The sequence below is a fragment of the Sediminibacter sp. Hel_I_10 genome (assembly GCF_000688335.1).
Classification (GTDB): Bacteria; Bacteroidota; Bacteroidia; order Flavobacteriales; family Flavobacteriaceae; genus Psychroserpens.
Map to the genome: position 1 here is coordinate 4,006,330 of NZ_JHZX01000001.1, position 25,496 is coordinate 4,031,825.

The following is a 25,496-nucleotide window of genomic DNA, read 5'->3' on the forward strand; positions in this document are numbered from 1 at the left end:
GACTTTATTAACAGTTCATATTAAAATAAACTTAAAATAAGTCCCGTTTTTACGTAATTTCTTGATTTTGTTTTATATTCTTACATAATAATTAAACAAAAAAAACAATGACTTACATAATTATCGTTTTAAAATTTATTGTTTCTATTAGCCTTATTAATGTGTGGCTGATACAAAAAGATGCACCTACCAAATGGCGTGGTGGTAATGCCCAAAACCTGAAACAAGAATTTGAGGTCTATGGTTTGCCCGCTTGGATGCTTTATGTTGTAGGAGTTCTGAAGGTAGTCTTAGCGCTTTGTTTGTTAGCTTCAATCTGGTTCACTCTATTGGCACAGCCTGCCGCTTTAGCACTTGCAGTATTATTACTCGGCTCTATTATCATGCACTTTAAAATCAATGATCCTTTATATAAAAGCATGCCAGCGGCTATATTTCTTGTGCTTTGTTTGATTATTGCTTTTTCTGATCAAATAATAGCTTAAACGAAGGCTTTAAAAAATAATAGTGCCAAATATAGATTGAGTAAAGCATACATTAATGCTGGAGCCGAAGCCACTACAGAGTCTTTGATTTTTAATCGTACAAAAAAGCCCAAAAACATGAGTACGCTAAGACCCGCAGCACTAATAGCCGCTATTGTTACAGACATGTAATAGCCAATTCCCAAACCTAAACCGCCTAGCAATTGTAACATGCCCACAAGATTTCGTTGTTTGCTAAGACCAAACCGTTCAAATTCTTTGGCCATGCGCTTAGAAGTTAAACAGCTTAGGCCGTAAAAGAGAAAGGAGAAGGATGAAAACAATGTAACTATGGTAAGCGAACTTGGCATCTTTGTTTTTTTTACAAAGATAGTTTTTTCAATATTGAAGTGACGTTGAGATGAAAAGCTCTATTTCAAGTAAAAAGAAACAAGAAAAAAAACTGCGGTTTAAGATATTATAACAATAAGAGCATGCTATAAAGATTGATTGATTGATTGATGATCTGTGATAAATAGACTTCAATCTGTTGTCTCAACTCAATAACAAATTAATTGAAACATAAACAACTCATCCAAAATACAAGATAAAGTGTTGCTATCATCCAATTTTCGCTCTCTTATGAGGTTAACACCCAAAGAAGTTTTCTTTTTATCCAGACCAAGATTCTGGATGTATGTACTTGGAACTTTTCTTGTAGGTGTTATGTCTTCAGGAAACCTATTTGTTTATGATACGACTACTACCATACTTTTAATAGTATTCGGCATATTTTTCTCTTTACCAGCAAATGTGTTTATTTATGGTGTAAATGATATTTATGATTATCAAACCGATATATATAACGAGAAGAAAGTAAAATATGAATCGGTACTAGAACCCGAAAAACATAAAAGTCTGTGGTGGATTATGGGAGTGCTACTCATTCCTTTTGTGCCTTTCTTTTTTATGGTAAATGTGTATGCAAAATTAGCCTTAACCGTATTTTTATTCACAGGGTTATTTTATTCTGCAGCTCCCATACGCGCTAAAAGTAAACCACCATTAGATGTTCTGTTTTCTGCAATAATATATGTGTCACCAGCACTGGTTGGCTTTTTTATAACCGGCAATACAAACATTCAATGGTTAGCCGTAATAGGCGGACTTATTTGGGCATTCGGGATGCAAACCTACTCGGCTATTCCAGATATTGAAGCCGATGAGAAAGCTGGAGTACATACTTTAGCCACTATGCTCGGTGAGAAAAAAGCCCTTTGGTTCTGCTTATTGGCCTATCTCATATCTGCTTCTATAGGCTTCTATTTTGTAGGTGTTATTGCCATCTCTTTTGGACTTATTTATGTCGCTATCGTATTGCTTAGTATCAACAACAAATCAAAGCTGTTTAAATATTACACCTATTTTCCACTTATAAATGTGGCATCTGGAGCAGTTTTATTTTTCTATATGTTTTTTCAAGATATGTTTTAGTGAGTCTACAGCGACTCTAAAGGTCTTGGATTTTTAATCTTTTGAATACGTTTGTAAACGAGTTCTGCCGAAATCAAACAAATTGGCATCCCAATCCCAGGACTTGTACCTGCGCCTACATAATAAAGGTTTTTCACCTTCTTACTATAGTTTAAAGGACGTTTTAGGGTTTGTTTTAAAGTATGTGCCAAACCTAAAGCGGTACCTTTATATGCATTATAATCGCTTCGGAAATCGTCGCTCCAGTAAGATCTTTCGTAAACAACATAGTCTTCCAGATCTGGAAGGTCTAAATCGGCTTTCATAAGATTTAAAATTTTCTGACGGTAACTTGCCATAGTCGCTTTAGATAGTTCTAAACCTGGAGGAATAGGTACCAGAACAAACAAATTATCAGTTCCTGGTGGCGATAATGCCGGATCAGTTTCCGTAGGCTTACAGATGTAATAACTGGGATCATCTGGGAGTTGGGGCGTATCAAACAGCTCCTTAAAATTTTGTTTCCAATCTCCACCGAAGCGAAGGTTGTGATGACTTAAAATATCTAATTCTCTGTCTAAACCCAAATACATGATAAAAGCACTTGGACTAATGACGGCCTTTTCCCAATACTTCTCAGGATAGGTTTGATACCGTTTCTCAAGCAAATGTGTTTCTGTAAACCATAAATCGGCATTAGAGATGACCATATCAGCTTCTAACACACTGCCATCCTCAAGTTGTACACCCGTAGCTTTTTTATTTTCCACTATGATTTGAGACACAGAACTATTGGTTATAAATTGAGTGCCATGTGCTTTATTAATAGTGACTAAAGCCTTTACAATCTCATAAATACCACCTTTGGGGTAATAAACGCCCATATTAAAATCTATGGCATTCATGATGTTATACATGGCAGGAGTTTTTGACGGATCTGAACCCAGAAACACTAAGGTATATTCTAGTATTTTTTTGACACGATCACTTTTAAACCAGCTGTTGAGATAAGATTGCATGGTTTGAAACGGATTGAGTTCAATCCCTTTTTTTATCACATCCCACTTTAAAAAATCTAAAGAAAACCCAAGATTACGATACATGAACGTATTTTTCGCCATCTCATATTGTTCACCAGAACGTTTGAGGTATTCTTTAATCTTAGGCGTAATACCGGGTTCTAACTGTTCGAAAAGAGGTAAATCTTTTTCTAAATCGGAATGAATATCAACTACAGGTAACTCCTTATCATTAGAAAAAAACACACGGTAAGAGGGGGAAAGTTTAACTAGATCTAAGTGTTTTGAAAGATCTTCATCTAGTAATTTGAAATAGTGTTCAAAAACATCGGGCATTAAATACCAGGAAGGCCCCATATCAAAAGTGTAACCGTTGGCTTCAAAAATATTGGCACGACCGCCTAGATTGGTGTTTTTTTCAATTACAGTAACTTCATATCCAGATTTAGCCAACAAGGCAGCAGCACCTAAACCTCCAATCCCAGAACCGATAATGATGATTTTCTTTTTCAATAGTGTAAAAATATTGATGCTAAACGTGGTATGAACATATTTAAGAAGAAATTATGAGAAAACTAATTATTGGCAAAACAAGTTATAGCCATTTACTAATTCTATGGTGTTGGCTCCTTTTTTATAGCCACCTTTCTTGAATCTAATTTACTTTGCTATCCACGACAATTTTTAACAACCTAAATTTATTTTTTATTGAAACGTACTTAGTAATACAAAGCGTTTCGATTGACAGTAATTACAAAAACTATAAACTAATTTAGGAAATACAAATAAACTTGGCAGGTTGAAAAATCAGAAGGACAGTGTTTCAGAAGTTAGATCGCATCATTGATTTCAATCCAATAACCGTTTGGATCTTGAAAGTAAACCTGTTTAACCTTATCTTTTCGAATATAATCTTTGTTCGGTGTATCCTTCCAGTCTGAGTAATCGATTTTTAATGCTTCCAGATGCTTGATCAAGGCATTTATATCAGTTGTTGATAACGCAAAATGAACGGCCTTATTTATTTTAATTTCAGAATTTGGACGAGGAATCAGATGAAGCTGTTTGCCTTCACCAAGGGATAGCCATCTCGTTTTTGAGTCTGAAGCCGTATTCTTAATCTCCTCAAGTTGAAGAACCTCCTGATAAAATGCAACAGATTGATCCACATCTTTTACAGAAAGGGCAATATGATTGAATAAAAAACTAAACATAAATTGTCTTAATTATACATGAGAACGTCAAACGTAATATAAACCGTCTCATAATTTAGTTCAAAATTATTGGATAAATTTAGGTCAACTAAAATACATTTTATCAAATACTCCGAAGGTTTTTTATAAAACAATCGTTCTAATTAAAATTTAGAACGCGTTACCAAAAGCTCCCCAGACGCTTCTATAAGCCCTTATATTCTTTATACCTTTGGAAATTCTAAAACTAAAGAAGCCTTTCGCAGTATGAAGATCACCAATGCCCATCAAAATAATCTCAAGAATATCGATTTGAACATACCTGAAAACCGTTTAATCGTGGTCACCGGGTTGTCTGGCTCTGGGAAATCTTCCTTGGCTATGGGCGTGATTGCTAATGAAGGCTACCGTTACTTTCTAGAAAGCTTACCAGCGTATAGTCAACAAAATGGGGAAATGATTCCCACGGCAGAGGTCGATGATCTTGAAGACTTACCACCTGTAATAAAGGTAGAACAAACCAAACGCTTCCAATCCATCAATGCCACCTTTGGAACGCTCTCTGAGTTGGCCGCCATCTTTAGAATTATTTTTGCCCGTTATTCTGGTGAGAATACCATGAGCAAGTCCCTGTTTTCCTTTAACCACCCTAAAGGCGCCTGTGAGGTGTGCCGTGGCATTGGTGAAGCAGAGTATATTGATCTTGACAAATTGGTGGGTGATCCCAATAAAACCCTGAGAGAAGGCGCTATAACAACGACTTTGCCTAACGGCTATATCGTATATTCCCAAATAACGGTAGAAGAACTTAATAAGGTCTGTAAAGCACATGGCTTTTCGGTAGACATCCCTTGGAAAACACTGTCTGAGGCACAAAAAGACGTCGTTCTAAACGGTAGTGATCGGCTCAAGGTCTTCTACGGAAAACATGGACTGGAGTCACGTCTTCGTTGGCAAGGTATTAAGGCCAAACCTCGCGAAGAGGGCTACTATAAAGGAATGCTACCCATCATGCAAGACATTTTAAGACGGGATAGGAATCCCAATATCTTGAAATTTGCAAGCTCTAAAGTCTGCCCAAGTTGCAAGGGTGGCCGTATTAAAGCCGAACATCTCAAATACCATTGGAAGGGCTTAAATTTTCAAGACTGGATGGAGCTGCCTTTAACCGATTTGTATGCGCATCTCAATCAACTTGAGTTAAATAGCGGCGAAAAGCTTCTGGTCGATAAAATGGCCACTCAGTTGTTAGATCTCATTCGTCTAGGCATGGACCATTATCAATTGAGTACACCGAGTACGTCCATCTCTTCTGGAGATGGACAGCGCATTAAGCTCATCAATCAAGTCAATAGCAACCTGCAAGGAATACTGTATGTGTTTGATGAGCCTTCTATTGGCTTATCCGCCAATTACCAAAGGTATCTGCTCCATATTTTGGACCGATTGATCAAACGTGGCAATACAGTCATGGTGGTAGAACATGACTTAGACTTCATAAAAGCCTCGGATTGGATTGTAGAGTTAGGACCTAAAGCCGGAATTTACGGCGGGGAAGTGGTTTATAACGGTACCACGGCAGACTTTTTAAAGGTCAAAAACCGCAACAGTCCTACCTTATCTGCCATTGCAATGGTGAGTGCTGAAAAGGCTCAAAATTCAGAAAACAATAGCATAAAACAGACGCTAGCCAACCTTCAGCCAAAAACAAATCAATTAGCTGTGGTGAGTCGAAAAACACCTCAGTTTTTAAAACATATCACGAGTTACTGCCAACAGGAGGGTTTAAATCTGCTAACGGTCAACGATCAACCCATTGGTAAAACTCCACGAAGTAATCCAGCAACTTATACAGGTTTAGCGGATAAGACCAGGGATCTGCTGGCGAAAACCCAGGAAGCCAAATCCTTAAATCTTGGAAAAAGTGCCTTTTCCTTTAATAATAAAAAAGGACGCTGTGAAATTTGTGAAGGCGCTGGCGTGATTACCCTTTCTATGAGCGTCATGGGCAGCATCAACCAAACCTGTCCCACCTGCAACGGAAAACGGTTTAAGGCGGAAGTGCTTCGCGCACATTATAAAGACAAAACCATAGCCGCTATCTACAATCTCAGTATTGAAGAGGCTTACGATTTCTTTTCCGAAGAAAAGAAGATTACCGAGATCTTGTCCTTAATGATCCAATTGGGTCTGGGATATATCAAACTTGGTCAGCCTTCTAACACCTTATCGGGAGGAGAAGCACAGCGTATTAAACTGACCAAACACTTCGCCAAAAAATCGAAACAAACGCTTTTGGTGTTGGAAGAACCTAGTATAGGATTACACCATCAAAATGTGGTGCAATTGTTGGACGCCCTCAACCAACTAAAGGCGCAAACGGCAGGCATCCTGTGTTTTGAAAATCATCCTTTATTTCTTTCTGCTTGTGATATTTGGGTAGATAATGCATTAGAGGTTGAAACTATTGCCATAAATGATGAAGCGCCTCAGCAAAGAGATCACATTGCTATTAGAGGTGCAAGAACTCATGCACTCAAGGACTTGGATTTGGATTTTCCCAAGCAACAGTTATCGGTGGTTACGGGTATATCAGGCTCGGGTAAATCGTCTTTGGTAATTGATACGTTGCACGGTTATGGACTTCAGGAAATGACCAAACAGTTTTCGGCATACCAACAATCTAGAGTAGGAGTGAATTTTCAGTTTGACGTCAATTATATTGAAGGCCTAACACCTAGTATTTGCATTACAAGAAAACAAAAAAACGAGTCCCTACGTTCGGATATTGCAAAGCAAACGGGCATTGATAAAGTCTTACGATTTGCTTTTTCCCGAAAAGCGCAATATGAAGGTGAAGAGTTATCTGCAAGTCATTTTTCTAATAACCACGAATTAGGAAAATGTACCATTTGTGAAGGTATTGGTCAAGAATTACGTCCCGATCTTGATAAGTTGGTTTTAGATACCAATAAAAGTATTGCGAGCGGTGTTTTTAGCCACAATAAAGCCATTGGTTATTATGGAGACCCTTTAGGGCAACATATGGCCATTTTAAAGGCAATAGGAGATGAACATGATTTTACTTTGGAAACCCCATTTAATAAACTCTCATCACAACAAAAAGACATCGTGTTGCATGGTACCGGAGATCGAATTTGGAAAGCCAATTGGGTCTATCAAACAAAAACAAGACAGGGAACGCAAGCGCTTAGTATGCCATGGAAAGGTTTGTTTACCTACCTACAAGACGAATATTATAAAACTCGAAAAAACAAAAACATCGGTCATCTTACAGCGCTTTTTTCTCAACAGGAATGCAGCCATTGTAAGAGCAGCGGGTTAAAACCGGCGCGATTGAAGTTTCACATTGGGGGCAAATCCATTGCTGCCATTACCGCTATGGATTTTAAAGCGCTAGGCGAGTGGCTATCTCAAAATACCAGTACTAAAGATATTGACGGACAACTGCTCTCCAAAATTGAGCCGCACCTTCACAATACCATTGCAAGAGCAAAGGAACTGCATATTGATTACCTGCAACTCAACCGAAAATCACCAACACTTTCAGGTGGAGAAAATCAACGGGTGGCTCTCATCAAGCAGTTAAAGAGTCCGTTAAAAGGAATCACCTATTTATTAGATGAACCTTCTGCAGGCCTATCTCAAGAAAATATTCCAGACTTGATACGCATACTGAAAGAGCTAATTGCTAAAGGAAATACTGTGATTGTGATTGAGCATGATAAATCCATCATTCATGCGGCAGATCATATCGTACAAATTGGACCAAAAGCAGGAGCATTAGGCGGCTATATCACCTATGAAGGCAATACAGAAGGATTATTGCAACAACCCGGTTGCCATCCTTTTTTAAAAGCACCTAGCAAAACCGTAAAACTTAAAGACGGGACAACGCATGTCAACATTAAAAAGTTAGCCAAGCACACCCTATCGAAAGATAAATTACAGGTACCCATTGGCGGTATCACAGCGCTAACAGGGAAATCTGGCGTTGGTAAAACCACATTGGTAAAAGACATCTTGATCCCAAGTATCAAAACCAATCAACCCATCAATTGTAGTTACATTGATTTCCCAAAAACGTATAGTGGCGCCCATTATTTTGAACCTAAAAAACTAAGAACCTATAACCAGACCTTACTAGTAAATTACTTAGGTTTGTTAAAGGACATTAGTGCTCTATTTGCTAGTAAAACCGACTTAAAAGCAAAAGACTTCTCATATAAGACCAAAAATAGCCAATGCCCAAATTGTAAAGGCATGGGATATATCGAAACCAGTTTAGACCTTGCAGCCAATGCCATTGAAATTTGCGAAGTATGTGATGGCAAACGTTATCAACCCCATATTTTAGCTTATGAGGTGCATTCTAAAACCATTGCTCAGGTTCTGGCGATGACTATTGCGGAATTAAGTTTATGGAGTTCAGATTTTAAAATAGCTGCTAGTAGCGAAGCACTTATCAAAAGTTTAGAAGCTATTGGCTTGGCACATTTGAGTTTAGAACAAACGGTGCAGTCGCTTTCTTCTGGAGAGAAGCAACGTTTACTGTTATTGAACTGGCTGAAAGAGAGTCCTGAAAACGAGCTCTTTATTTTAGATGAACCAAGTACTGGCTTGCATTATGCAGATATTGATTTGCTTTATGAGATCTTAAAAGAACTGAGTGCTACAAATGACATCTTGGTGATTGATCACAACCCATATCTACTTGAAAAAATAGGAGTGGGACTGGTTTTGAAGTAAAAATTATTTAATGGATTAGCATTTGCACGACGTGATGTTTTCCAAAGCACATTTCAGGAGTTCTATGGAAGATCAACTGAATTACATTTTGATTCATCACCAGGCTCTTAAAGTTTGAATTCCTTAATATTTTCATTGATATCAAAAATATGAGGATAGTGTGCTTTAATATTCTGTTTCATAAAATCAATGGGCACATCTTCAAAATGGCCGTAATCGTCAATGTATTCCATAAACCGCAGGCCATTGCTGTTGTACTGTTGTAAAAACGAATGCTGTTCGCCATCAAAATCCAAAGGGTCTACATTCAATTTCTCACACAAGGACGCATTAAATGCTGGCGACATTTTTAACCAAGTATTCCCTAGATAGGCGTTAACCATGCCATGAGGCGTTAATTCATTAGACCCAAACTTTTCGGTCAATCGTTCTACTGCAATATGGTTTTTTACTTTCCCAAGATGCAATCTTGCCGGTATGTCTAAAGCACGAAGGCAAGCAATTAACAGAATGGCTTTTTCAACACAATTACCAGACTGTTTTTTGGCGATATGACTTGACTTATACTTTTCTTCTGAAAGACTGATCGTGTAGGGATCGTATGTCCAACCATCACGTACTTTGGTGTATAATGCTATGGCTTTGGCTTTATCTGAAAGCTGTTCAGTTTTTAACTCAGAGATCAGCTCTTGAATGGGTGCGGTCTCAAAATCAAAAAAATAGGTCGGTTTTAAATAAGGCATAGTGTTTATTTGCATATTAGTGGGTTTATTCAATCAAGTTGAAGACTTGTTCTTATAAGTACTGTTATAAGTAGCTTCTGTCATATATCCTAAAGCTACTAATTCGCTTTTATCTTTTAGTTCTTTTAAAATTCCGCTTTGTAAATAGAGAATACTATCTGCTAAATCTATGATATGTTCATAATCATGATCAGTGATGATAAATCCTTTTGATGATTTCATGCTTCTAATATATTTAATAATATAATCCCTTACAATTGGACTGACCCCATTAAATGGCTCATCAAGTAATATAAATTGTGCTTCAGAATGAATAATTAATAAAATTTCAATTATTCTTTTTTCTCCACCAGACAAATTTTGATTTCTTTGATGCAGTAATGGCTTCACATATTCGTTCTCCAATACTGCTTTTCTATTATTTTTTTGAAGAAATAAACTAATCAATGTCTTTATTGAAATGTTATTTGGCAAAAAATTATTTTGAGGTAAATAGTTGATGAGATTTCTTCCATCGGATACGTTCTTTATAACTTCATTCCCAATTCTCACAAATTTGTAATCTGATTTTTCCGTTCCGAAAATAATTTTTAAAAGAGTAGATTTTCCTGAACCATTTCTACCAATCAAACCTTTGATTTCTCCTTTTACACAAGAAATAAAAACATCACTTAAAATGACTTTGTTGTCATAAGATTTTGTGACGCTATCTACATGAAGTTTATTCATATTAAAATTAATATCAATAGATTAATTAATCCAATAACAAAAGTTGACATCCAGAGCATGACATTACTTATTCCTGAATTATAGAAGAAATAATATTGGTTTTTATGTTTTATTTCATAGAAAAAATAGTGCGTAAAAGGTGAAATGAACAAAAAGCTCAAACCAATCATTTTTGGTTGAAAATCAAATAAAATTCCGACAATCATGGAGAGTGTATATGATATAAAAAATATCTTTTTCTGAAATAAAAGTATGTTTTTGATGATTTTCAAATATTGAATTATAGAGTATTGAATTAAAATGAGTTGAATAGTTGATATGCTTAATTTATCACATTTTAAGGGAATTAGTTACAAGCATTATGGAAATTCCTACAGTCCCGATAAATTACAGGGTTTCTCTCTTAGATAGCCGTGCGCTAGTAAAAATGATAAAGGACCTGATACAGCCAGTTATTTCGTTTTTCAATTAATAAAAATATTTCCAAATAGCTATAACGAGAACAATCACCAAAATAATTCCAGCAACAATTAATTGAAACCTGTAGTATGTTGATATTTCATTCCAAAATGATTTTTCCCCATTTCTAATTTCTGGTAATTAAGAATCCCACTAATATAAAAATTATCATTTTAAACACCACAACTTACACCTATACGTTTTATTATGAAACGCTCAATAGCGGTTTAAGAACAAAGTGAGATCCTCAAAAGCACAATAGTCTTCAGCGACTTTCAATTCAAGTTGAATAGCAAGTTCCTTCAAGTCTTATCTTATTTTAAAACAATAGCGTAACACTAAAAAAAAAGAGATGGGCTGCTCACAAAATTTGCTATAGGAAAGCGATAAAGAGATATCTTTGTTTTGACCTTAAGAGGCATATACATTTAGAACACTATGATCAAAAATACACTTTTTATACTGATGGTATGGTTGACCATCAGCACACTACATGCGCAGGATAATTTCTTGATAGGCACTTGGACTTATGAGAAAATACCTGATCATGTAGATATTGACGACGAAGGTCTTGAAATCGCCAATGAGTTCTTTAAGGACATGAAGCTATCGTTTGACCAAAGTCATTACAATCACCTTGTCATGGGGAAATTAGAAACGGGGACCTATGCGCTTTTATCAGACAGCACCTATCAATTTAACGCTTCAAAAGGGTATAGCTATGCTGTTGAATTAATTGCCCTAAGTGACTATCAACTCATTTTTAAGCAGGACAGTCGGGAATTGCAATTTTCAAAAATCAGTACCAACCCTACAATTGAAATCGCAAAAAACACCATGGCGGAGATTGTGGGCATTAAAATCAATGCCGCAGACTTGATTGGTACATGGTTTTATAACGGACGCATAAAAAATGGAAAAGAGAGCGATTTGATTTTAAAACATAATGAGACTGAAATCGTTAATTATACCTTTCTTGACACAGGTGATTTTATAAACAGGTCGCCTTTTGAAATTGAATTAACGGGAACATGGAGCATTGATGCAGATCAACAAACCTTGTGGATTGATAGCGATAACCTCAAGGAATCCCTAAAAGTTGTAAAATTAGATGCTTCGGAACTGTATGTCTACAATCCTAAAAACGCGTCGGTCTTAAAATTTAAGAAAGCCCAAGAATAGGATGAGGCGTTAAAACCTTAAGCTTATCTGCTAGAGGTTTACATCTTCCAAAATCTTTAAATTTAAAGAACATCTCTAAACTCAATCTTCCTTCTTTAGTAAAAAAGCATAGGCCTCCATGCCTTTGGTATGCTCAAATATCACCTTAATCACTCCTATAATTGGCAAGGCGATTATCGCGCCTACGGTGCCCCAAATCATCGAGAATAGAATGATCCCAAACACGGTAATAAAAGGATTTAGACCCGTTTCATCACCAATAATCCAAGGTGTGAGAATGTAATTTTCAAGCAATTGTGCTGCCGAGATCACAGCAAGTACAATAAGGGCAGGAGTGGTGCCAGCGTATAAATAAGAGAGCATTAAGGCAAGACCTCCACCAATAATATTTCCTACATAAGGAATAATTGAAAATAATGCTGCAAACAAGGCCAAAAACAAAGCATATGGCACAGAGCCCAACATAAAGCCAAGGTAATATATAACGAACAGCATCACCATGATCTTGGATTTTCCGAAGAGATAACTGCTAATAATGGTTGCAGCACCACTTAAAAGTCCCGTCATAGCAACGGCATCAGAAGTTAATTTTTTAAAGAACCGAATGAACATGCTTTTTTGCATGAGAAGAAGTACAATGTAGACAAAAATGATGAGCGATTGCGACAGTAGATTGACGAAAGAGGACACCGCACTGCTTGCCAAACCTTCGAGTTTCTCAACAAGACGTTTGTTATTATTGATATAGTCCTTGTATTCCCAATTTAAGGTTTCATTGGCCCATTCACTTAGCGCATTCAATTTTTCTGTGGATTTGTCTTTAATGGTAGGCCAATCGTCTACAATGATATTTATTTGCGAACCTATGAACCAGCTCAACAATAAAAAAATGACCACCATCAAGACAATAGAAATAGAAATGGCCAACCAACTGGGCAAACCCCATTGTTGTAGCTTTTGAGTGGGTTTGTCTAAAAGAATGGCAATAATAGCGGCAACCACTAAAGGCAGTAAAAGCGTAGCTCCAATATATAGAAATGCCAAAATGCCACCAACAACAAGCATGGCTTTGATGAGATAACTTCCTGAAACTTCTATTTTGGATGCACTCATAAGTTCTAACGTTTAAAATGAAATTGAAATGTTTGCATGAATTGGTCTTGTAAAGTTAGTAGAATTATTTTAGCTCATATTGAAGTATGGGATATGTCTTGATTTATTTGGAAAAGCTAGGTATTTCAAAGGTCTTTGCAGATGTTATTATGAAAGGAACATAATTTCCAAAATAATTGCAAACCAAGAAATCTGTAAGATGATATGAGAAACATAGAGCAAGACACCATTCTCCGCTTATTATTGATATTCTATGTAACTTGTATGTACATTAAATAGCAGTGTGCTTTGAAACAGATGAGCGTAAAAAAAGGGGAATTGCTGCAGCACAGCGGCGATTTGAATACTAAGGTGTATCACGTGATTTCCGGACTCTTGAGAAGTTACACTATAGACCAGAAAGGCAAAGTGCATATCTTTATGTTTGCACCAGAACGCTGGACCATTGCTGACAGTCAATCAAAAGACCGCCCTTGCGATTTGTATATTGATGCTCTAGAAGATTCCGTAGTTATGGTAACAGCAAAAGACCTCAACCAAGAAAGCAAAAATGTTGCTGCGCTTATTAAACGCATGTCGGTATTACAAAAACGGGTGGTTATGCTTATGAGCTTTTCGGCTATAGAGCGCTATGCTCATTTTGAAGAAACCTATCCTGAAATACTACAACGTGTCCCTCAAAAAATGGTAGCGTCTTATTTGGGTATTACGCCAGAAGCCCTAAGCAAACTCAAAAAGGAACGTATGAAATAAAAACGTAAAGTGTCATTTCTTAATCTACATTAATGTGTAACATGTTTCTGTAAAGCATCTTTGTGATTCTAAAACATACTGAAATGAAACAACTCACTACCGTATTAAAAACAGCTGCTCTATTATGGATGGTTTGGGGCCTTGTGCACATCTTAGCTGGCATCATGACCATGAAAGGGATATTAACAGATGATATTACCGCTTCCATTACTGGCATTGCAGATGCAGTAAACCCCAATAGTCTTCAGATGGATTACCCAAAAGCCACTGGCGCTATTATAGGGCAACACGGATTCAATTTACTTTGGATTGGACTGGTCACGTTTATCGCTGCCTTCTATATTTGGAAAGGGCAGACAAATGCCATTTTTATCGCCGCACTGGTAGGTGGATTGGCAGATTTAGGATACTTCCTATTTTTGGATCTGGGCGGATTTGTAAAATTTGTTCCGGGGACAATGATGACCTTAGTGTCTTCTTTAGCCATTATCCTAAGTTTTTATGTGTATTTCAAAAGACGACAAACTTCTATACCGGCATAAGGAATATCATTAAAACACCTTGCGAACAATCTTCATTTTGAAATTCATAAGGTTTTTTAAAAAAAGTAAATAAGGCGACTGCTCAAGACCTAAGGCTTACGTTGTTTATATTTCAAAAGCGCGATGAGCGACACCAAAGCCCAAACGCCTTCTAAGATGATAAACGGCACGTAAGCCATTCGTATAGAAGCCCAACAGGCCAATGTGGCACCAACGAAATTGAGTAACATAAACAAAAGAGCGCTATGTTTGATCTTGCCTAAAACATTAAGAATGTAAGCAAGTAATATCAAAAATACTCCAATAGAACCAATCGAGTCTGTAAAATTCATAGCTTATACATTGATGTTTCTATTGGGGTTCAATATGATTTTCTTATCTGATGGCTTTTCTTAGTCCTTATCAAGTTATAATTCAATTGTAGCTTTATGCAATTCCATGTTTAGTTTTAACTTCTAAAACGTCAAAACAGTTCCCGATTTTAAAAGATACATTGCAATCACTGTAAATCCAATACCATATAATATAGCCGCTTGCCAATAGGACAATCGCGTTGGCCAATGTGTCCACATCTTTTCACCATATTTTTTTTTCGCATAACCACGAGTCAACCTCCAAAAAAGAAAAATGAATATTAAAAAAATCAGTAGTGCTATGAATGCAATCCATTGATGTCCCATTTGTTTAGTTTTTTGTGTTCGCGCTCATTTCAGAAAAAACGTACACTAATTTTAAAAGCTTACCGAAACGCCATTATGCCGTGGCGCGCTTCTCTGCTTGCTCTTGAATCACCGTCGCTAAGTATTCTGCATCTTTTGAGACACCGCCTAGAGTTGCAGAGCCTCTCGTAAACAGCCATGGCAGCCCTATAAAATAGAGTCCGTCAATGTTGCTTACCCCTCTGTAATTTTTAGGATAGCCATCAGAGTCCAACTCTAAACCATCAATCCATGTAAAATTAGGACGATAGCCCGTGGCCCAAATCACGTTTTTGATGCTAGATACTTTTTGGTCTTCAAAAATGATCTGCTCGTTCAAAGCATCTTTTGTTCTCCCTACAGGGATGACATTCTCTCTAGATAGAATTTCTTTAACATCGGTACCTATTACGGGTTGGGTTATAGAACTGAGACTTTTACCTATCCAACTGTACTTATTATAACTCAAGAATCCAATCTTTGTAAACCACCACCAGAGTGTTTTTCCTAAAAAATTCTGGGGTAAGGACTTAACAGTGGTATCTCCAGAAAAATAGACTGTTCTTGAGGCATCTTTAGAAATTTCGTTTAAGATTTGATATCCAGAGTCTCCACCACCAACAACTAAGGCATCGCCTTGTTCTAACTGTTTTTCACGCTTATAATTATTACTGTGCATTTGAAAAATGTCATCAGCCATTCTCTTATGACAGGGTGGTGTGTAGGGAATATGGAAAGGTCCTGTAGCCACAATAACGTTTCTTGCCAAGATGTTACCACCGTTGTGCACCACCTCAAAACCGTCTTCTGTTTTATGTACGGAAGTGACCAAGGTGTTTAACTGCACCGGAATCTTGAAGACATCCACATAATTTTTAAAATAGTTGGCCACCTCAAATTTGGTTGGATAATGGCCCTTCGGGGCATCAAATTCCAGCCCTGGCAAATGATTGAATTCGGTAGGCGTAAATAATTTTAGAGAATCCCATCGGCTCAGCCATGAAGCTCCAATCTCGTCTTTACCATCTAAAACAATAAAATCCTTGTCCATAGCTTTTAAGTGATAAGCCATTGACAAGCCTGCTTGTGCCGCTCCTATTACTGCAAAATCTAACATGTGATGTATATTGTGATCCCTACAAAAATAGTCACAAATGCCGTATTTACTGAATAATTGCGGATTTTAATCTTGAAAGTCAAAAAGAAGTAAGGGATTACGGTTTTTTCTAAGAGGCTTTTCATTGTGATATGCTCACTCAAAATAGATGACGACTCAACATTACAATTGTATTTACTAAATTGTGATCTAAAATGACAACACCTTCTGCAATACTTCACACCGAATGAAACACCTTTATCTACTTCTTTGGCTACCTCTAACCTTGCTATGCGCCAGCTGTGCCGATCAACAAGACACACAAACCATTGCTAAAAAGAATCTTTACGAACTGACTTTACCTAGTTTTCTTTCAGAAACTTCTAATTTAAATGATGATGCCTCCCTTCAATACCAACATTTGTTTAAAGAGTTTTATGTGGTGGTTATTGATGAGCCAAAAGAGGAATTTCATCAAGTATTAACAGATTATGACTTAACAGAAACCTATACTTCTGATATAGAGGGTTATACCAACTTGACCTTAGACGATATGAAAACCGCATTGACCAATCCTACCATTTCTGAAGTTTCAGAGGACAATGTTAACGGTTTGCCAGCACGGTTTGTTACTGTAGATTCTAAGATTGAGGGCATCCAAATCTATTATGCCTACGGCATGTACGAAGGTCAAGACAACTATTATCAGGTCATTGCTTGGACCCTAAGTGAAAAACAAGATACCCACAAGGCTAAGATGCAGGATATTTTAGAAAGTTTGAATGAACTCAGTAAAGGAAGCAAGAAAAAGATGATGGAGTAGGGCTTCAAAACCTAGTTTTAAAGCTCTGGCTATTTATGACGCTTGAATCGGTTTCTTTTTCTTTTTGTAATGGCGACCATACCACAATAAAACTCCTGTAACAGGCAAACTAGCGGTTAGTAAACTGATTAAAAATACAATAATCTTTCCTACAATACCACCTATGGCTCCTATGTGTATGTCGTAATTCATACGCTGAATTTTGTCAGCGACCTTAGCATTCTTATAGCTCCCGTAAAGACTTGGTGTTTCTATTTCTTGTAATGTATGTTGGTCAAAAAATCGATAATCGGAATCGTAAATCAGGCCTTTACTTTTCGAAATCTCAACAAAAATACTTTCCTCTTCAGTGTGGGGATAATGCAATTCAAAACTTTCTGCATTCGGTAATGCCTTATGAAGCCTTACAATGAGTTGATCCATTGGGCTAGTCTTATCATGTTCCAACGGTTCACTTTTATTTTCAGGAATAGTAAAAGCAATCGCTTTCTCGCCTCCTGTAGCTTTATAAACACCATACCTCAACCAATTATAAGACATCATAGATCCCGTAAAAGCCAAAATTAAAGCCAAGGTGCAAATGTAAAAACCAACCACGGTGTGCAAATCAAAATTTTTACGTTTCCAACGGGTGGTCGCTTTCCAATCAAATGTTAAGCGTTGCTTTAGGTGTTTACGTTTCTTCGGAAGCCATAACATAAACCCTGAAATAATAATGAGTATAAAAATTAAAACGGAAATACCAACAACATGCTCTCCAATGGCTTTAGGCAACCAAAGACGTATATGTCCCTTTAGTACAAATGCAAAAAATCCCGATAGGTGGTCATCGATTTGAATCACGTCTCCCGAATAAGGGTTTAAGAAAACACTTTGATAGAATTCTGGTGCTGCATCATAAAAAATCACTTCAATGGCATCGTCGCCTTTCTTAAAAACCGTACCGTGAACGGTTTGATTGGGAAATACTTCAACGGCAAGATCCCTGGCTTCCGTAGCTGTTAATACGGGCGCATCTTGTGCGATAACGGTTTTATAGTCGTCATAAAGACTCTCTATGTCATCTTTAAAAGCCCAACAGCAACCCGTAATGGCTACAATAAATACAATCAAACCGGTGGCAAGGCCTAGTATTTTGTGTAATTGAAATATAACCTTCTTAAATGTCATCTTTTAAATATTTAAAAAGCGCAGCCTAAAAAAAGCTGCGCTTTCTGACTCGACTAATTAAAATTGATATGATATTTTCGCTAATAACGCTCTTGGCATCTGTGGCGTAATAGTGGTCCAACCCTTATAATATTCTTTATTGAAAGCGTTATTCAATTTTAGACTAAAACGATAGCGATCTGCTTGATAAAAGATGGAAGCATTTGCAATGGTGTAGCTTGGTAAAATAAACTCACCTGTAGAAGCATAATTGATTGCAAAGCGTTCACTTGCACCATTAAAACCGGCACCAACGCCAAAGCCTTCTAAAGACCCTTCTTGAAATTCATAATTTGCCCAAAAATTATAAACGGTTTCTGGTCCTGCCTCCAATGGTCTTCTATTTAAGATTTCGGCATTATCAGATTTTGTGGTTTCGCTATCGTTATTACTAAATCCGGCTCTAATGTTCAAACCGTTAATTGGGTTGGCGTTGATTTCAACTTCAAAGCCTTTGCTCACCACTTCACCACCTTGAATTTTATTAAAGGGAGATGAGGGGTCTGTAATAACACGATCCTTCACTTTGATATCATAATAACTTACGATAACATTCAAACGGTTATGAAATAAGTTGGTCTTGACCCCAAACTCGATCTGGTTGGCCTGTTCTGGATCAAAAGTTTGTAAAGATTGAATTTCGTCAGGATTACCCACCAATTGTGGGGCTACGTTTGTAAAGCCATTTTGATAATTTCCAAAAATAGAAACCTTATTCTTAATGGGCTGAAAAAGAAGTCCGAATTTTGGAGATAAGGTCGTCTGATCGTAATCATCTTCAAGATTTGACAAATCCCCTTCGTTATCAAAATGATCCAACCTTAAGCCAACCATAGCTGAAAAGTTATCGGTAATATTTAAAACATCAGAGGCATAAACACTGTAGATACTGTATGTTGATTTTAGATTGTTGACAGCTTGTGATGCCAATACCGCATCAACTGCCGATGTTGACAATGGATACATATCATTTTCTATCACCTCCCCTGTAAAAGGGTTGTCTCCATTAGAGCCACCATTAGGGGTAATGTTGCCATAAAAGGCATAACCAGTACCATTATCGGTTTGTGTGGCACTAAAGTAATCCAACCCAATAACCACTCTATTTCTTAGAGATGCGACTTCAAAATCACCAATAAAATTTTGTTGAATGTCCGTGGTTTGTGTATTGGCATTCTGCTTGTTAATGTATCTGGTATAGGTGTTACCTTCCAATAATCCGTGATCAAATAAATACGAATAATAGCCTTTTGTTGAGGTTACACTTTTAGAAAGTAAGGTTTGTGATTGCCAAGAATCCGATAGCTTATAATCCATTTCAACTCTATAGTTCTGGGTTGGATTTTGTAGGCTCAAGTCATTGCTTGTAAATGAGAGTTTATTGTTGTAATCCAATGCTTCAAGATTGGCAGCTACGGTGGGTGCACTTCGGTTTAAGAATAAAAACATAGGGTTGGTTTGCTCCGCTTGTGTAATTTCACCATAAAATGAAAATGACAATCTGTTATTCACGCGATACGATAGAGAGGGAGCCACAAAAAAGGATTTCCGGAATCCCGCGTCCTGAAAACTTTGACTCGTGGTATACGCAGTGTTCAATCTAAAATATAAATTATCTTTTTTGCTAAGGGCTGTGTTGACGTCCCCTACAATTTGATTAAAGCCATAACTTCCCGAAGTAAATGATAAGCTACCACCAGAACCTTCATAAGGTTTCTTAGTAACCACGTTAATAAGTCCTCCGTAAGAACTCACCGCATTACCAAATAAGGTTGCAGAAGGGCCTTTTAAAACTTCAATACGTTCAATGTTTGCAGCATTAATTGTTCCGTTGGTTATGCCAGGTAGACCGTTCACCAGTTGTGGTTGAACGGCAAAGCCCCGAAGCGAGAAATAACCGGCGCCATCACCACCACGACCAGTAGAATTCCATAATTGCTCAACTCCAGTAGCATTTTTCAAGGCATCGTCAAAATTTGTGACCACAAGAGACTCTAAGAGTTCTGAGGTAACAGTACTATAGACTTGAGTGTTTTCGATATCTTTTAAAGGCAGTTTTGAAACATAAGCCGTTTTTTTTCTGGAGAATTTATTACGACGCTCCCCTTCGATAACAACTTCGCTTAAAATCTCATTGCCTTCATAAAGCACTATGGATGGGACATTGGTGCGCTGATAATTTGATACAGAAACAGATAGTTCTCTGGTTTTAAATCCCAAATAGGTAACCATCAAGGTATACTCTCCTGGCTCAATCTTGTTTAATTCAAACTCACCGTTGTTATTGGTTTGAACGCCTTTACTGGTGTTTTTCAAAAAAACGTTAACGCCTTCTAGCGGCAATTCGGTTTGGTCTGTTACGCTACCTATGACACTACCAGACTGTGAAAACGCGAAATGGGTTAGCAATAAAAAGATGACGATAAGAATTGGTTTATTCATTAGTTTTTATTTAGACTTAGTATAAATAGATTATTTTTGGCAAAAGTATCTATGTGCTTTTACATATCCAAATTATCTAGAACAAATCTAAATAATAAATCCTAACAGCTTGAATGCCTCATTTTACTGTAGTTCATATATTATCTAACCTACCATTGATAATTAAAACGCTGCTTGAAACACGACTACTGTCTAACATAACCTGAGTTGCATCTCATTTTATAATCAAAATGATTGAGCAAACCCATGAGATCAAACGGCATCAAACATCTACGGAAACAGGAACAATTGGTATCAGAATAAAAGACTATAACAGTGATACGGTACGAGATACTGCTGGGTCAAAAAAAGCATCTCAAATTAATGGGATTTTGATTCCGATGGAACACCTACAATAATTAATTTAGCAGCAGATGAAATCACTCCGTTTCAATTTTTAAATAGTTATGAAGACATGTTTTATAAGCGTATTAACGCTACTCGTTTTATCCTGTAATTCGGAAATTAAGAAGGATACCCCCAAACAATCACCAATAAAAGCAACAGAGACCTCAGGCATCCCTGTATTGAACTTTGGGACCATTCATCTTAGCGGAAGCACAGACGCTTATGCCTCAATTACAGATGTTAACAACCCGCAATCTAAAGCAGCAATTAAAAAGATAGTAGATGAGCTGGTGGCCTTTAAACCCACCATTATCTGTGTTGAAATTCCCCCGGAAAGCACTGAGTTCATGAACGAGACCTATCAAAACTATAAGACCGATCGCACCAGCAGAATTAATTATTCCGAAGAGGTCAACGTCATAGCGATGGAAGTTGCTAGATTAAGTGGTACCAAAACCATCTATGGCATTGATAACCCTATTGGTTTTGACTACCCCAGCTTAATCCAAATAGCCAATCAGAATGCGGAAGACAGCCTACAAGTTCAACAAACCATGACGTACTACGAACAGTTGAATGAGAAACCCTTGTTGGAACAGTTTGAAGAAATTAATACCAAAGCCGCTAAAATGGCCACCTTTGATTTTTATAATGTATTAGCCACAATGCATACACCAGATCAATTTGAAGGGGCAGATGTTATTGCAGAGTTTTACAAACGCAACTTAAGAATGTATACCAATTTCTCAGACATCCCAGTGACCAAAGCGGATAGAGTATTGATTGTGATGGGCGCAACTCATACAGCGTATTTTGATATTTTTATAGCAAACAGTTCAAAATATACACTGGAAAATGCGAGTGACTATACCCAGTATGCCAGTGAGCAATAAATCCTATCAATGTCTAAGTTTTGAATAGTTTTCGGCCCTATGACTATGAGAAACAAAGCGTAGATAAGAAAACGAATGAACAGCTGAGACCAAAATAAAAGCCTGCAAACACGAAGTCTACAGGCTTTTGGCTATGAATCAATAGGGATTACATAGGGATTATTTTAAAGCTTCTAATAATTTTTCAGCAACTCCGGTTGAAGATGCTGGGTTCTGGCCTGTAATCAAAAGACCATCTTGCAACACATATGGTTCCCAGTTGTCGCCATTAGAATACTTAGCGCCACTTTCAATCAACATATCTTCTACCAACAATGGCACAACATCGGTTAATCCTACGGCTGCTTCTTCTTTGTTTGAAAATCCAGTCACTTTTTTACCTTTCACCAACAGCGTCCCATCACTGTTTTTAACGCCTTTTAAGGCAGCAGGGGCGTGGCATACAAATGCTACGGGCTTATCTTGGCTATAGAATTTTTCTATTAAAGCAATAGAAGTGCTATCGTTGGCCAAATCCCATAATGGACCGTGACCTCCTGGATAAAACACCGCGTCAAAATCATCTGGATTCATATCCGATAATTTTTTGGTGTCGGCAATACGTGCCTGCGCTTGTTCGTCTTTATCATAACGCTTAGTGGCTTCTGTAGCCGCATCTGGAGCATCACTGGTTGGGTCTACTGGTGCAGCGCCTCCTTTTGGCGTCGCAATGGTAATGTGTGCGCCTTTATCTAATAAGGTGTAATATGGGCTAGCAAATTCTTCTACCCAAAATCCTGTTTTCTTTCCGGTATCTCCCAATTGATCGTGAGATGTTAATACAAATAATACATTCATGTCTTTGTCTTGTTTTATAGTTGTGGTGTCTTCTGAAACCTTTTCAGAAGAACTTTCTTTTGTCGTTTGCTTACAGCTGGATGCTGTAAGGATCGTGAGCGCTATGGCTAATGATGGAAAAATTCTCATAACTACGGCTTAATAGGCCATTTTTACAATCTTTTCCACCTGATCTGGTGATAAGGACTGGTGTTCCCCTAATCCTTTCCAACCACGGTCTGTAAAGCGTTTTGATATTTTTTCTGCAGTCCCTTCATAGTCCTTGGTGTAATCTGATAACTTAGTATCAATGCCTAGGTCATGAAAGAAGGCTACCGTTTTTTCTATGGCTGCGTAAGCCTTATCATCGGTACTGCCTTCGGTAACATTCCAAACACGTTCTGCATACTGGGCTAGTTTTTCTTTCTTAGTCTCAAAGTTGAATTTGTAATGGCTCGGCGCAATAACGGCTAGGGTACGGGCGTGATCAATTCCAAATAAAGCGGTGAGTTCATGACCCATAGCGTGTACCGCCCAATCGGTTGGAACACCTTTTTGAATGAGGCCGTTTAAGGCCATCGTACAACTCCACATAAAATTAGAGGCTGCTTTGTAATCTGTTGGATCTTTCAACACCCGAGGCGCTACTTCAATAAGTGTTTGTAAAATGCTCTCGGCAAAACGATCTTGTAATAAAGCACCAATCGGGTAAGTCATGTATTGCTCTAAAACGTGGGTAAATGCATCGGTCAATCCATTTGCCAATTGACGCTCGGGGATAGAGGTAATGACTTGAGGATCTAAAATAGAGAACACGGGAAACAATCCAGGTCCGCCCATAGCGAGTTTTTCTTGGGTCTCTTCTCTCGTGATTACCGATCCTGAGTTCATTTCAGAACCTGTTGCAGGTAAGGTTAAAACCGTACCAAAAGGCATGCCTTTTTCTGTTCTTATATTTTGGGTTAAGATATCCCAAGGGGTATCGCCATCATATAAAGCGGCTGCCGAGAGAAACTTGGTCCCGTCAATCACCGATCCGCCACCTACGGCCAATAAATATGTGATCTTCTCGTCTTTAATAACGTTGAGCGCTTCCATCAATTTTGCATATTCCGGATTGGCGGGAATCCCACCAAACTCCACAACGTCTAATGCCGATAGAGCGGATTTCACCTGATCATAAATACCATTTTTCTTAATACTGCCGCCACCATAGAGTAGCAATACTTTGACATCTTTTGGGATTTGGCTGTCGAGTTGTTTTATCGTGTCCTTTCCAAATATGATTTTGGTCGGGTTATGAAATTCAAAATTGTTCATTGTTGTTTTGTTTTTGGTTTGTAATTGTGATGTGCACTCAAAAAGAGAATTACTCCATGACTGTGACTAATTCGTCCATTGGTTTTCTTACCTTAACCAGGTTCACCAACCAATCGTCTTCTTCTTTTCTATAGCCTAAAGGCAATAAAACGGCACTGCGCAGTCCTTTTTCACGAAGTCCTAAGATCTTATCTACGGCGTCTGGGTCAAACCCCTCAATAGGTGTGGCATCCACACCTTCAAAGGCCGCTGCACTAATGGCTTGAGAAAACGCGATGTAGGCTTGTTTTGCCGTATGATTAAAATTCTCTTCGGCATCTTTTTGCGGATAAGAGTTAAGCAGCATCTGTCTGTAATTCTCCCAACCTTCATTTTTAAAGCCACGAATCTCGTTGGTCAAATCAAACATGTAATTGATGCGATCTGCCGTATAGGTATCCCAAGCAGCAAAAACGAGTAGGTGAGAACAGTCTGTAATCACACTTTGGTTCCAAGCTACTGGTTTAATTTGTTCTTTAATATCTTGATTCTTAATCACTATAATTTCAAAAGGCTGTAAGCCACTTGAGGTAGGCGCCAAACGTGCAGCTTCTAAAATGTGATCAATTTTAGCTTCGGCTACTTTTTCACCGTTCATGGCTTTGGCAGCATAACGCCAGTTGAGTTTATCTAATAATTCCATTGTATGTTATTTTATAAGTTGGTTGTTGTTTTTGTTGCTTGTGCTTTAATGGCTTCTGAGCTAAAGATGGTTTCCGAAGTGCTTGCATCATTTGCTAAGTGAATCATGGCTCGTGCGATGGTTTCGGCTTCAATGATTTGGTATTTTTTTAACGGACCTACAAGCAGTGGCTGAAGGAGTTCAAAAAAACGTAAACCCAGTTGTTCCATAGTGCGTTTTTCGTCACGATCCCCTCCAATTAGGGCGGGTCTAAAAATGTAAGTGTGCCTCACATCTTGCTTTAAAACATCGGCTTCCATCTCGCCTTTGGTTCTATTATAAAAAATACGACTCTCCTCATCGGCTCCCATGGCAGAGATCACTAAAAACTTAGGAATTTGCTGTGCCTTTACCAATCTTGCTGCCGCCACAGGGATTCCATAATCTATCTGTCTATACAGATCTTTATCTGGCGTCTTGCTCGTGGTGGTCCCAATACAACAATAGACCTCATCTGCTGTAAAGTGAGACTTAAATTGATCTAATTGTAAAAGGTCTCCAATATACTGGGTCACTTTTGGAGGTAAACCCTCTAGTTTTGATCTGGAGATCAGTTTAATGCTATCGTAACGATCATCCTTAGCAAGTTGGTCTAAAACACAACCGCCTGTAAGACCTGATGCTCCTAATATAATGGCTGTTTTTTTCATC

At 37.7% G+C, this 25,496-nt stretch carries 23 protein-coding genes; 9 read left to right on the plus strand and 14 right to left on the minus strand.

Features of this window, described 5'->3' with window-relative positions:
- The first annotated feature begins 107 nt into the window (after positions 1-107).
- Positions 108-485 (plus strand): DoxX family protein, encoded by a 378-nt coding sequence (locus tag P176_RS0118030; RefSeq protein WP_026756016.1) that lies wholly within the window; start codon positions 108-110, stop codon positions 483-485.
- Here P176_RS0118030 and P176_RS0118035 read toward each other — a convergent pair.
- Positions 482-835: a DoxX family protein gene (locus P176_RS0118035; protein ID WP_026756017.1), complete on the minus strand. Its 354-nt coding sequence runs from the start codon at positions 833-835 to the stop codon at positions 482-484. The genes P176_RS0118030 and P176_RS0118035 overlap by 4 nt on opposite strands.
- Positions 836-1,106: 271 nt before the next feature.
- Between P176_RS0118035 and P176_RS0118040 the strand changes: the two genes are divergently transcribed.
- Complete coding sequence (locus P176_RS0118040; protein WP_081820742.1) at positions 1,107-1,958, plus strand: prenyltransferase; 852 nt, start codon at positions 1,107-1,109, stop codon at positions 1,956-1,958.
- A gap of 5 nt (positions 1,959-1,963) precedes the next feature.
- On the opposite strand, the gene P176_RS0118045 is transcribed toward P176_RS0118040, so the two are convergent.
- On the minus strand, positions 1,964-3,469 hold the full coding sequence (locus P176_RS0118045) for an NAD(P)/FAD-dependent oxidoreductase (protein ID WP_026756019.1): 1,506 nt from the start codon (positions 3,467-3,469) through the stop codon (positions 1,964-1,966).
- Positions 3,470-3,786: 317 nt separating this feature from the next.
- Positions 3,787-4,170, minus strand: a complete 384-nt coding sequence (locus tag P176_RS0118050) for a VOC family protein (RefSeq protein WP_026756020.1) — start codon at positions 4,168-4,170, stop codon at positions 3,787-3,789.
- 246 nt (positions 4,171-4,416) lie between these two features.
- On the opposite strand from P176_RS0118050, the gene P176_RS0118055 reads away from it, so the two are divergent.
- Positions 4,417-8,919 carry an ATP-binding cassette domain-containing protein gene (locus P176_RS0118055; RefSeq protein WP_026756021.1) on the plus strand — a complete coding sequence of 1,501 codons (4,503 nt, stop codon included), beginning with the start codon at positions 4,417-4,419 and terminating at the stop codon, positions 8,917-8,919.
- A 107-nt stretch (positions 8,920-9,026) separates the two neighbouring features.
- Here P176_RS0118055 and P176_RS0118060 read toward each other — a convergent pair whose 3' ends face one another.
- Both P176_RS0118060 and P176_RS19800 read right to left on the minus strand, forming a co-directional pair.
- Complete coding sequence (locus P176_RS0118060; protein WP_369793780.1) at positions 9,027-9,677, minus strand: transglutaminase family protein; 651 nt, start codon at positions 9,675-9,677, stop codon at positions 9,027-9,029.
- Between the two features lie 18 nt (positions 9,678-9,695).
- Positions 9,696-10,391: an ATP-binding cassette domain-containing protein gene (locus P176_RS19800; protein ID WP_051605562.1), complete on the minus strand. Its 696-nt coding sequence runs from the start codon at positions 10,389-10,391 to the stop codon at positions 9,696-9,698.
- Positions 10,392-11,288: 897 nt separating this feature from the next.
- On the opposite strand from P176_RS19800, the gene P176_RS0118075 reads away from it, so the two are divergent.
- Entirely contained in the window at positions 11,289-12,032 is a 744-nt protein-coding gene (locus P176_RS0118075; protein WP_026756024.1) for a hypothetical protein, read from the plus strand.
- An 81-nt stretch (positions 12,033-12,113) separates the two neighbouring features.
- Here P176_RS0118075 and P176_RS0118080 read toward each other — a convergent pair whose 3' ends face one another.
- Positions 12,114-13,145 carry an AI-2E family transporter gene (locus tag P176_RS0118080; RefSeq protein ID WP_026756025.1) on the minus strand — a complete coding sequence of 344 codons (1,032 nt, stop codon included), beginning with the start codon at positions 13,143-13,145 and terminating at the stop codon, positions 12,114-12,116.
- A gap of 297 nt (positions 13,146-13,442) precedes the next feature.
- On the opposite strand from P176_RS0118080, the gene P176_RS0118085 reads away from it, so the two are divergent.
- On the plus strand, positions 13,443-13,898 hold the full coding sequence (locus tag P176_RS0118085) for a Crp/Fnr family transcriptional regulator (protein WP_231481295.1): 456 nt from the start codon (positions 13,443-13,445) through the stop codon (positions 13,896-13,898).
- Positions 13,899-13,981: 83 nt separating this feature from the next.
- A complete protein-coding gene (locus P176_RS0118090; RefSeq protein WP_026756027.1) occupies positions 13,982-14,440 on the plus strand; it encodes a hypothetical protein in 459 nt (152 codons plus the stop codon).
- Positions 14,441-14,529: 89 nt separating this feature from the next.
- On the opposite strand, the gene P176_RS0118095 is transcribed toward P176_RS0118090, so the two are convergent.
- A complete protein-coding gene (locus P176_RS0118095) occupies positions 14,530-14,772 on the minus strand; it encodes a hypothetical protein (RefSeq protein ID WP_026756028.1) in 243 nt (80 codons plus the stop codon).
- 421 nt (positions 14,773-15,193) lie between these two features.
- Positions 15,194-16,255 (minus strand): NAD(P)/FAD-dependent oxidoreductase, encoded by a 1,062-nt coding sequence (locus P176_RS0118105; protein ID WP_026756030.1) that lies wholly within the window; start codon positions 16,253-16,255, stop codon positions 15,194-15,196.
- A 226-nt stretch (positions 16,256-16,481) separates the two neighbouring features.
- On the opposite strand from P176_RS0118105, the gene P176_RS0118110 reads away from it, so the two are divergent.
- On the plus strand, positions 16,482-17,057 hold the full coding sequence (locus P176_RS0118110; RefSeq protein WP_156033159.1) for a hypothetical protein: 576 nt from the start codon (positions 16,482-16,484) through the stop codon (positions 17,055-17,057).
- A 33-nt stretch (positions 17,058-17,090) separates the two neighbouring features.
- Here the strand turns inward: P176_RS0118110 and P176_RS0118115 are convergent, their stop codons facing one another.
- Together P176_RS0118115 and P176_RS0118120 are read right to left on the minus strand one after the other, a co-directional pair.
- Positions 17,091-18,227 carry a PepSY domain-containing protein gene (locus tag P176_RS0118115; RefSeq protein ID WP_026756032.1) on the minus strand — a complete coding sequence of 379 codons (1,137 nt, stop codon included), beginning with the start codon at positions 18,225-18,227 and terminating at the stop codon, positions 17,091-17,093.
- Between the two features lie 57 nt (positions 18,228-18,284).
- Entirely contained in the window at positions 18,285-20,708 is a 2,424-nt protein-coding gene (locus P176_RS0118120; protein WP_026756033.1) for a TonB-dependent receptor, read from the minus strand.
- Positions 20,709-20,938: 230 nt separating this feature from the next.
- On the opposite strand from P176_RS0118120, the gene P176_RS20485 reads away from it, so the two are divergent.
- Together P176_RS20485 and P176_RS0118130 are read left to right on the plus strand one after the other, a co-directional pair.
- Positions 20,939-21,106: a hypothetical protein gene (locus P176_RS20485; protein WP_156033161.1), complete on the plus strand. Its 168-nt coding sequence runs from the start codon at positions 20,939-20,941 to the stop codon at positions 21,104-21,106.
- A gap of 48 nt (positions 21,107-21,154) precedes the next feature.
- Positions 21,155-21,988, plus strand: coding sequence for a DUF5694 domain-containing protein (locus tag P176_RS0118130; RefSeq protein WP_026756034.1), 834 nt, complete (start codon positions 21,155-21,157; stop codon positions 21,986-21,988).
- Between the two features lie 159 nt (positions 21,989-22,147).
- Here P176_RS0118130 and P176_RS0118135 read toward each other — a convergent pair whose 3' ends face one another.
- From P176_RS0118135 to P176_RS0118150, 4 genes are read right to left on the minus strand one after another with little or no spacing between them, the layout of a single operon-like run.
- The gene (locus P176_RS0118135) at positions 22,148-22,954 is read right to left on the minus strand and encodes a type 1 glutamine amidotransferase domain-containing protein (RefSeq protein ID WP_026756035.1); all 807 of its coding nucleotides are present in this window, start codon (positions 22,952-22,954) and stop codon (positions 22,148-22,150) included.
- Between the two features lie 9 nt (positions 22,955-22,963).
- Positions 22,964-24,124: an iron-containing alcohol dehydrogenase gene (locus P176_RS0118140; RefSeq protein WP_026756036.1), complete on the minus strand. Its 1,161-nt coding sequence runs from the start codon at positions 24,122-24,124 to the stop codon at positions 22,964-22,966.
- A gap of 49 nt (positions 24,125-24,173) precedes the next feature.
- Positions 24,174-24,806, minus strand: a complete 633-nt coding sequence (locus P176_RS0118145; protein WP_026756037.1) for an NAD(P)H-dependent oxidoreductase — start codon at positions 24,804-24,806, stop codon at positions 24,174-24,176.
- Between the two features lie 11 nt (positions 24,807-24,817).
- Positions 24,818-25,495, minus strand: coding sequence for an NAD(P)H-binding protein (locus P176_RS0118150; protein WP_026756038.1), 678 nt, complete (start codon positions 25,493-25,495; stop codon positions 24,818-24,820).
- Position 25,496: the final 1 nt, after the last annotated feature.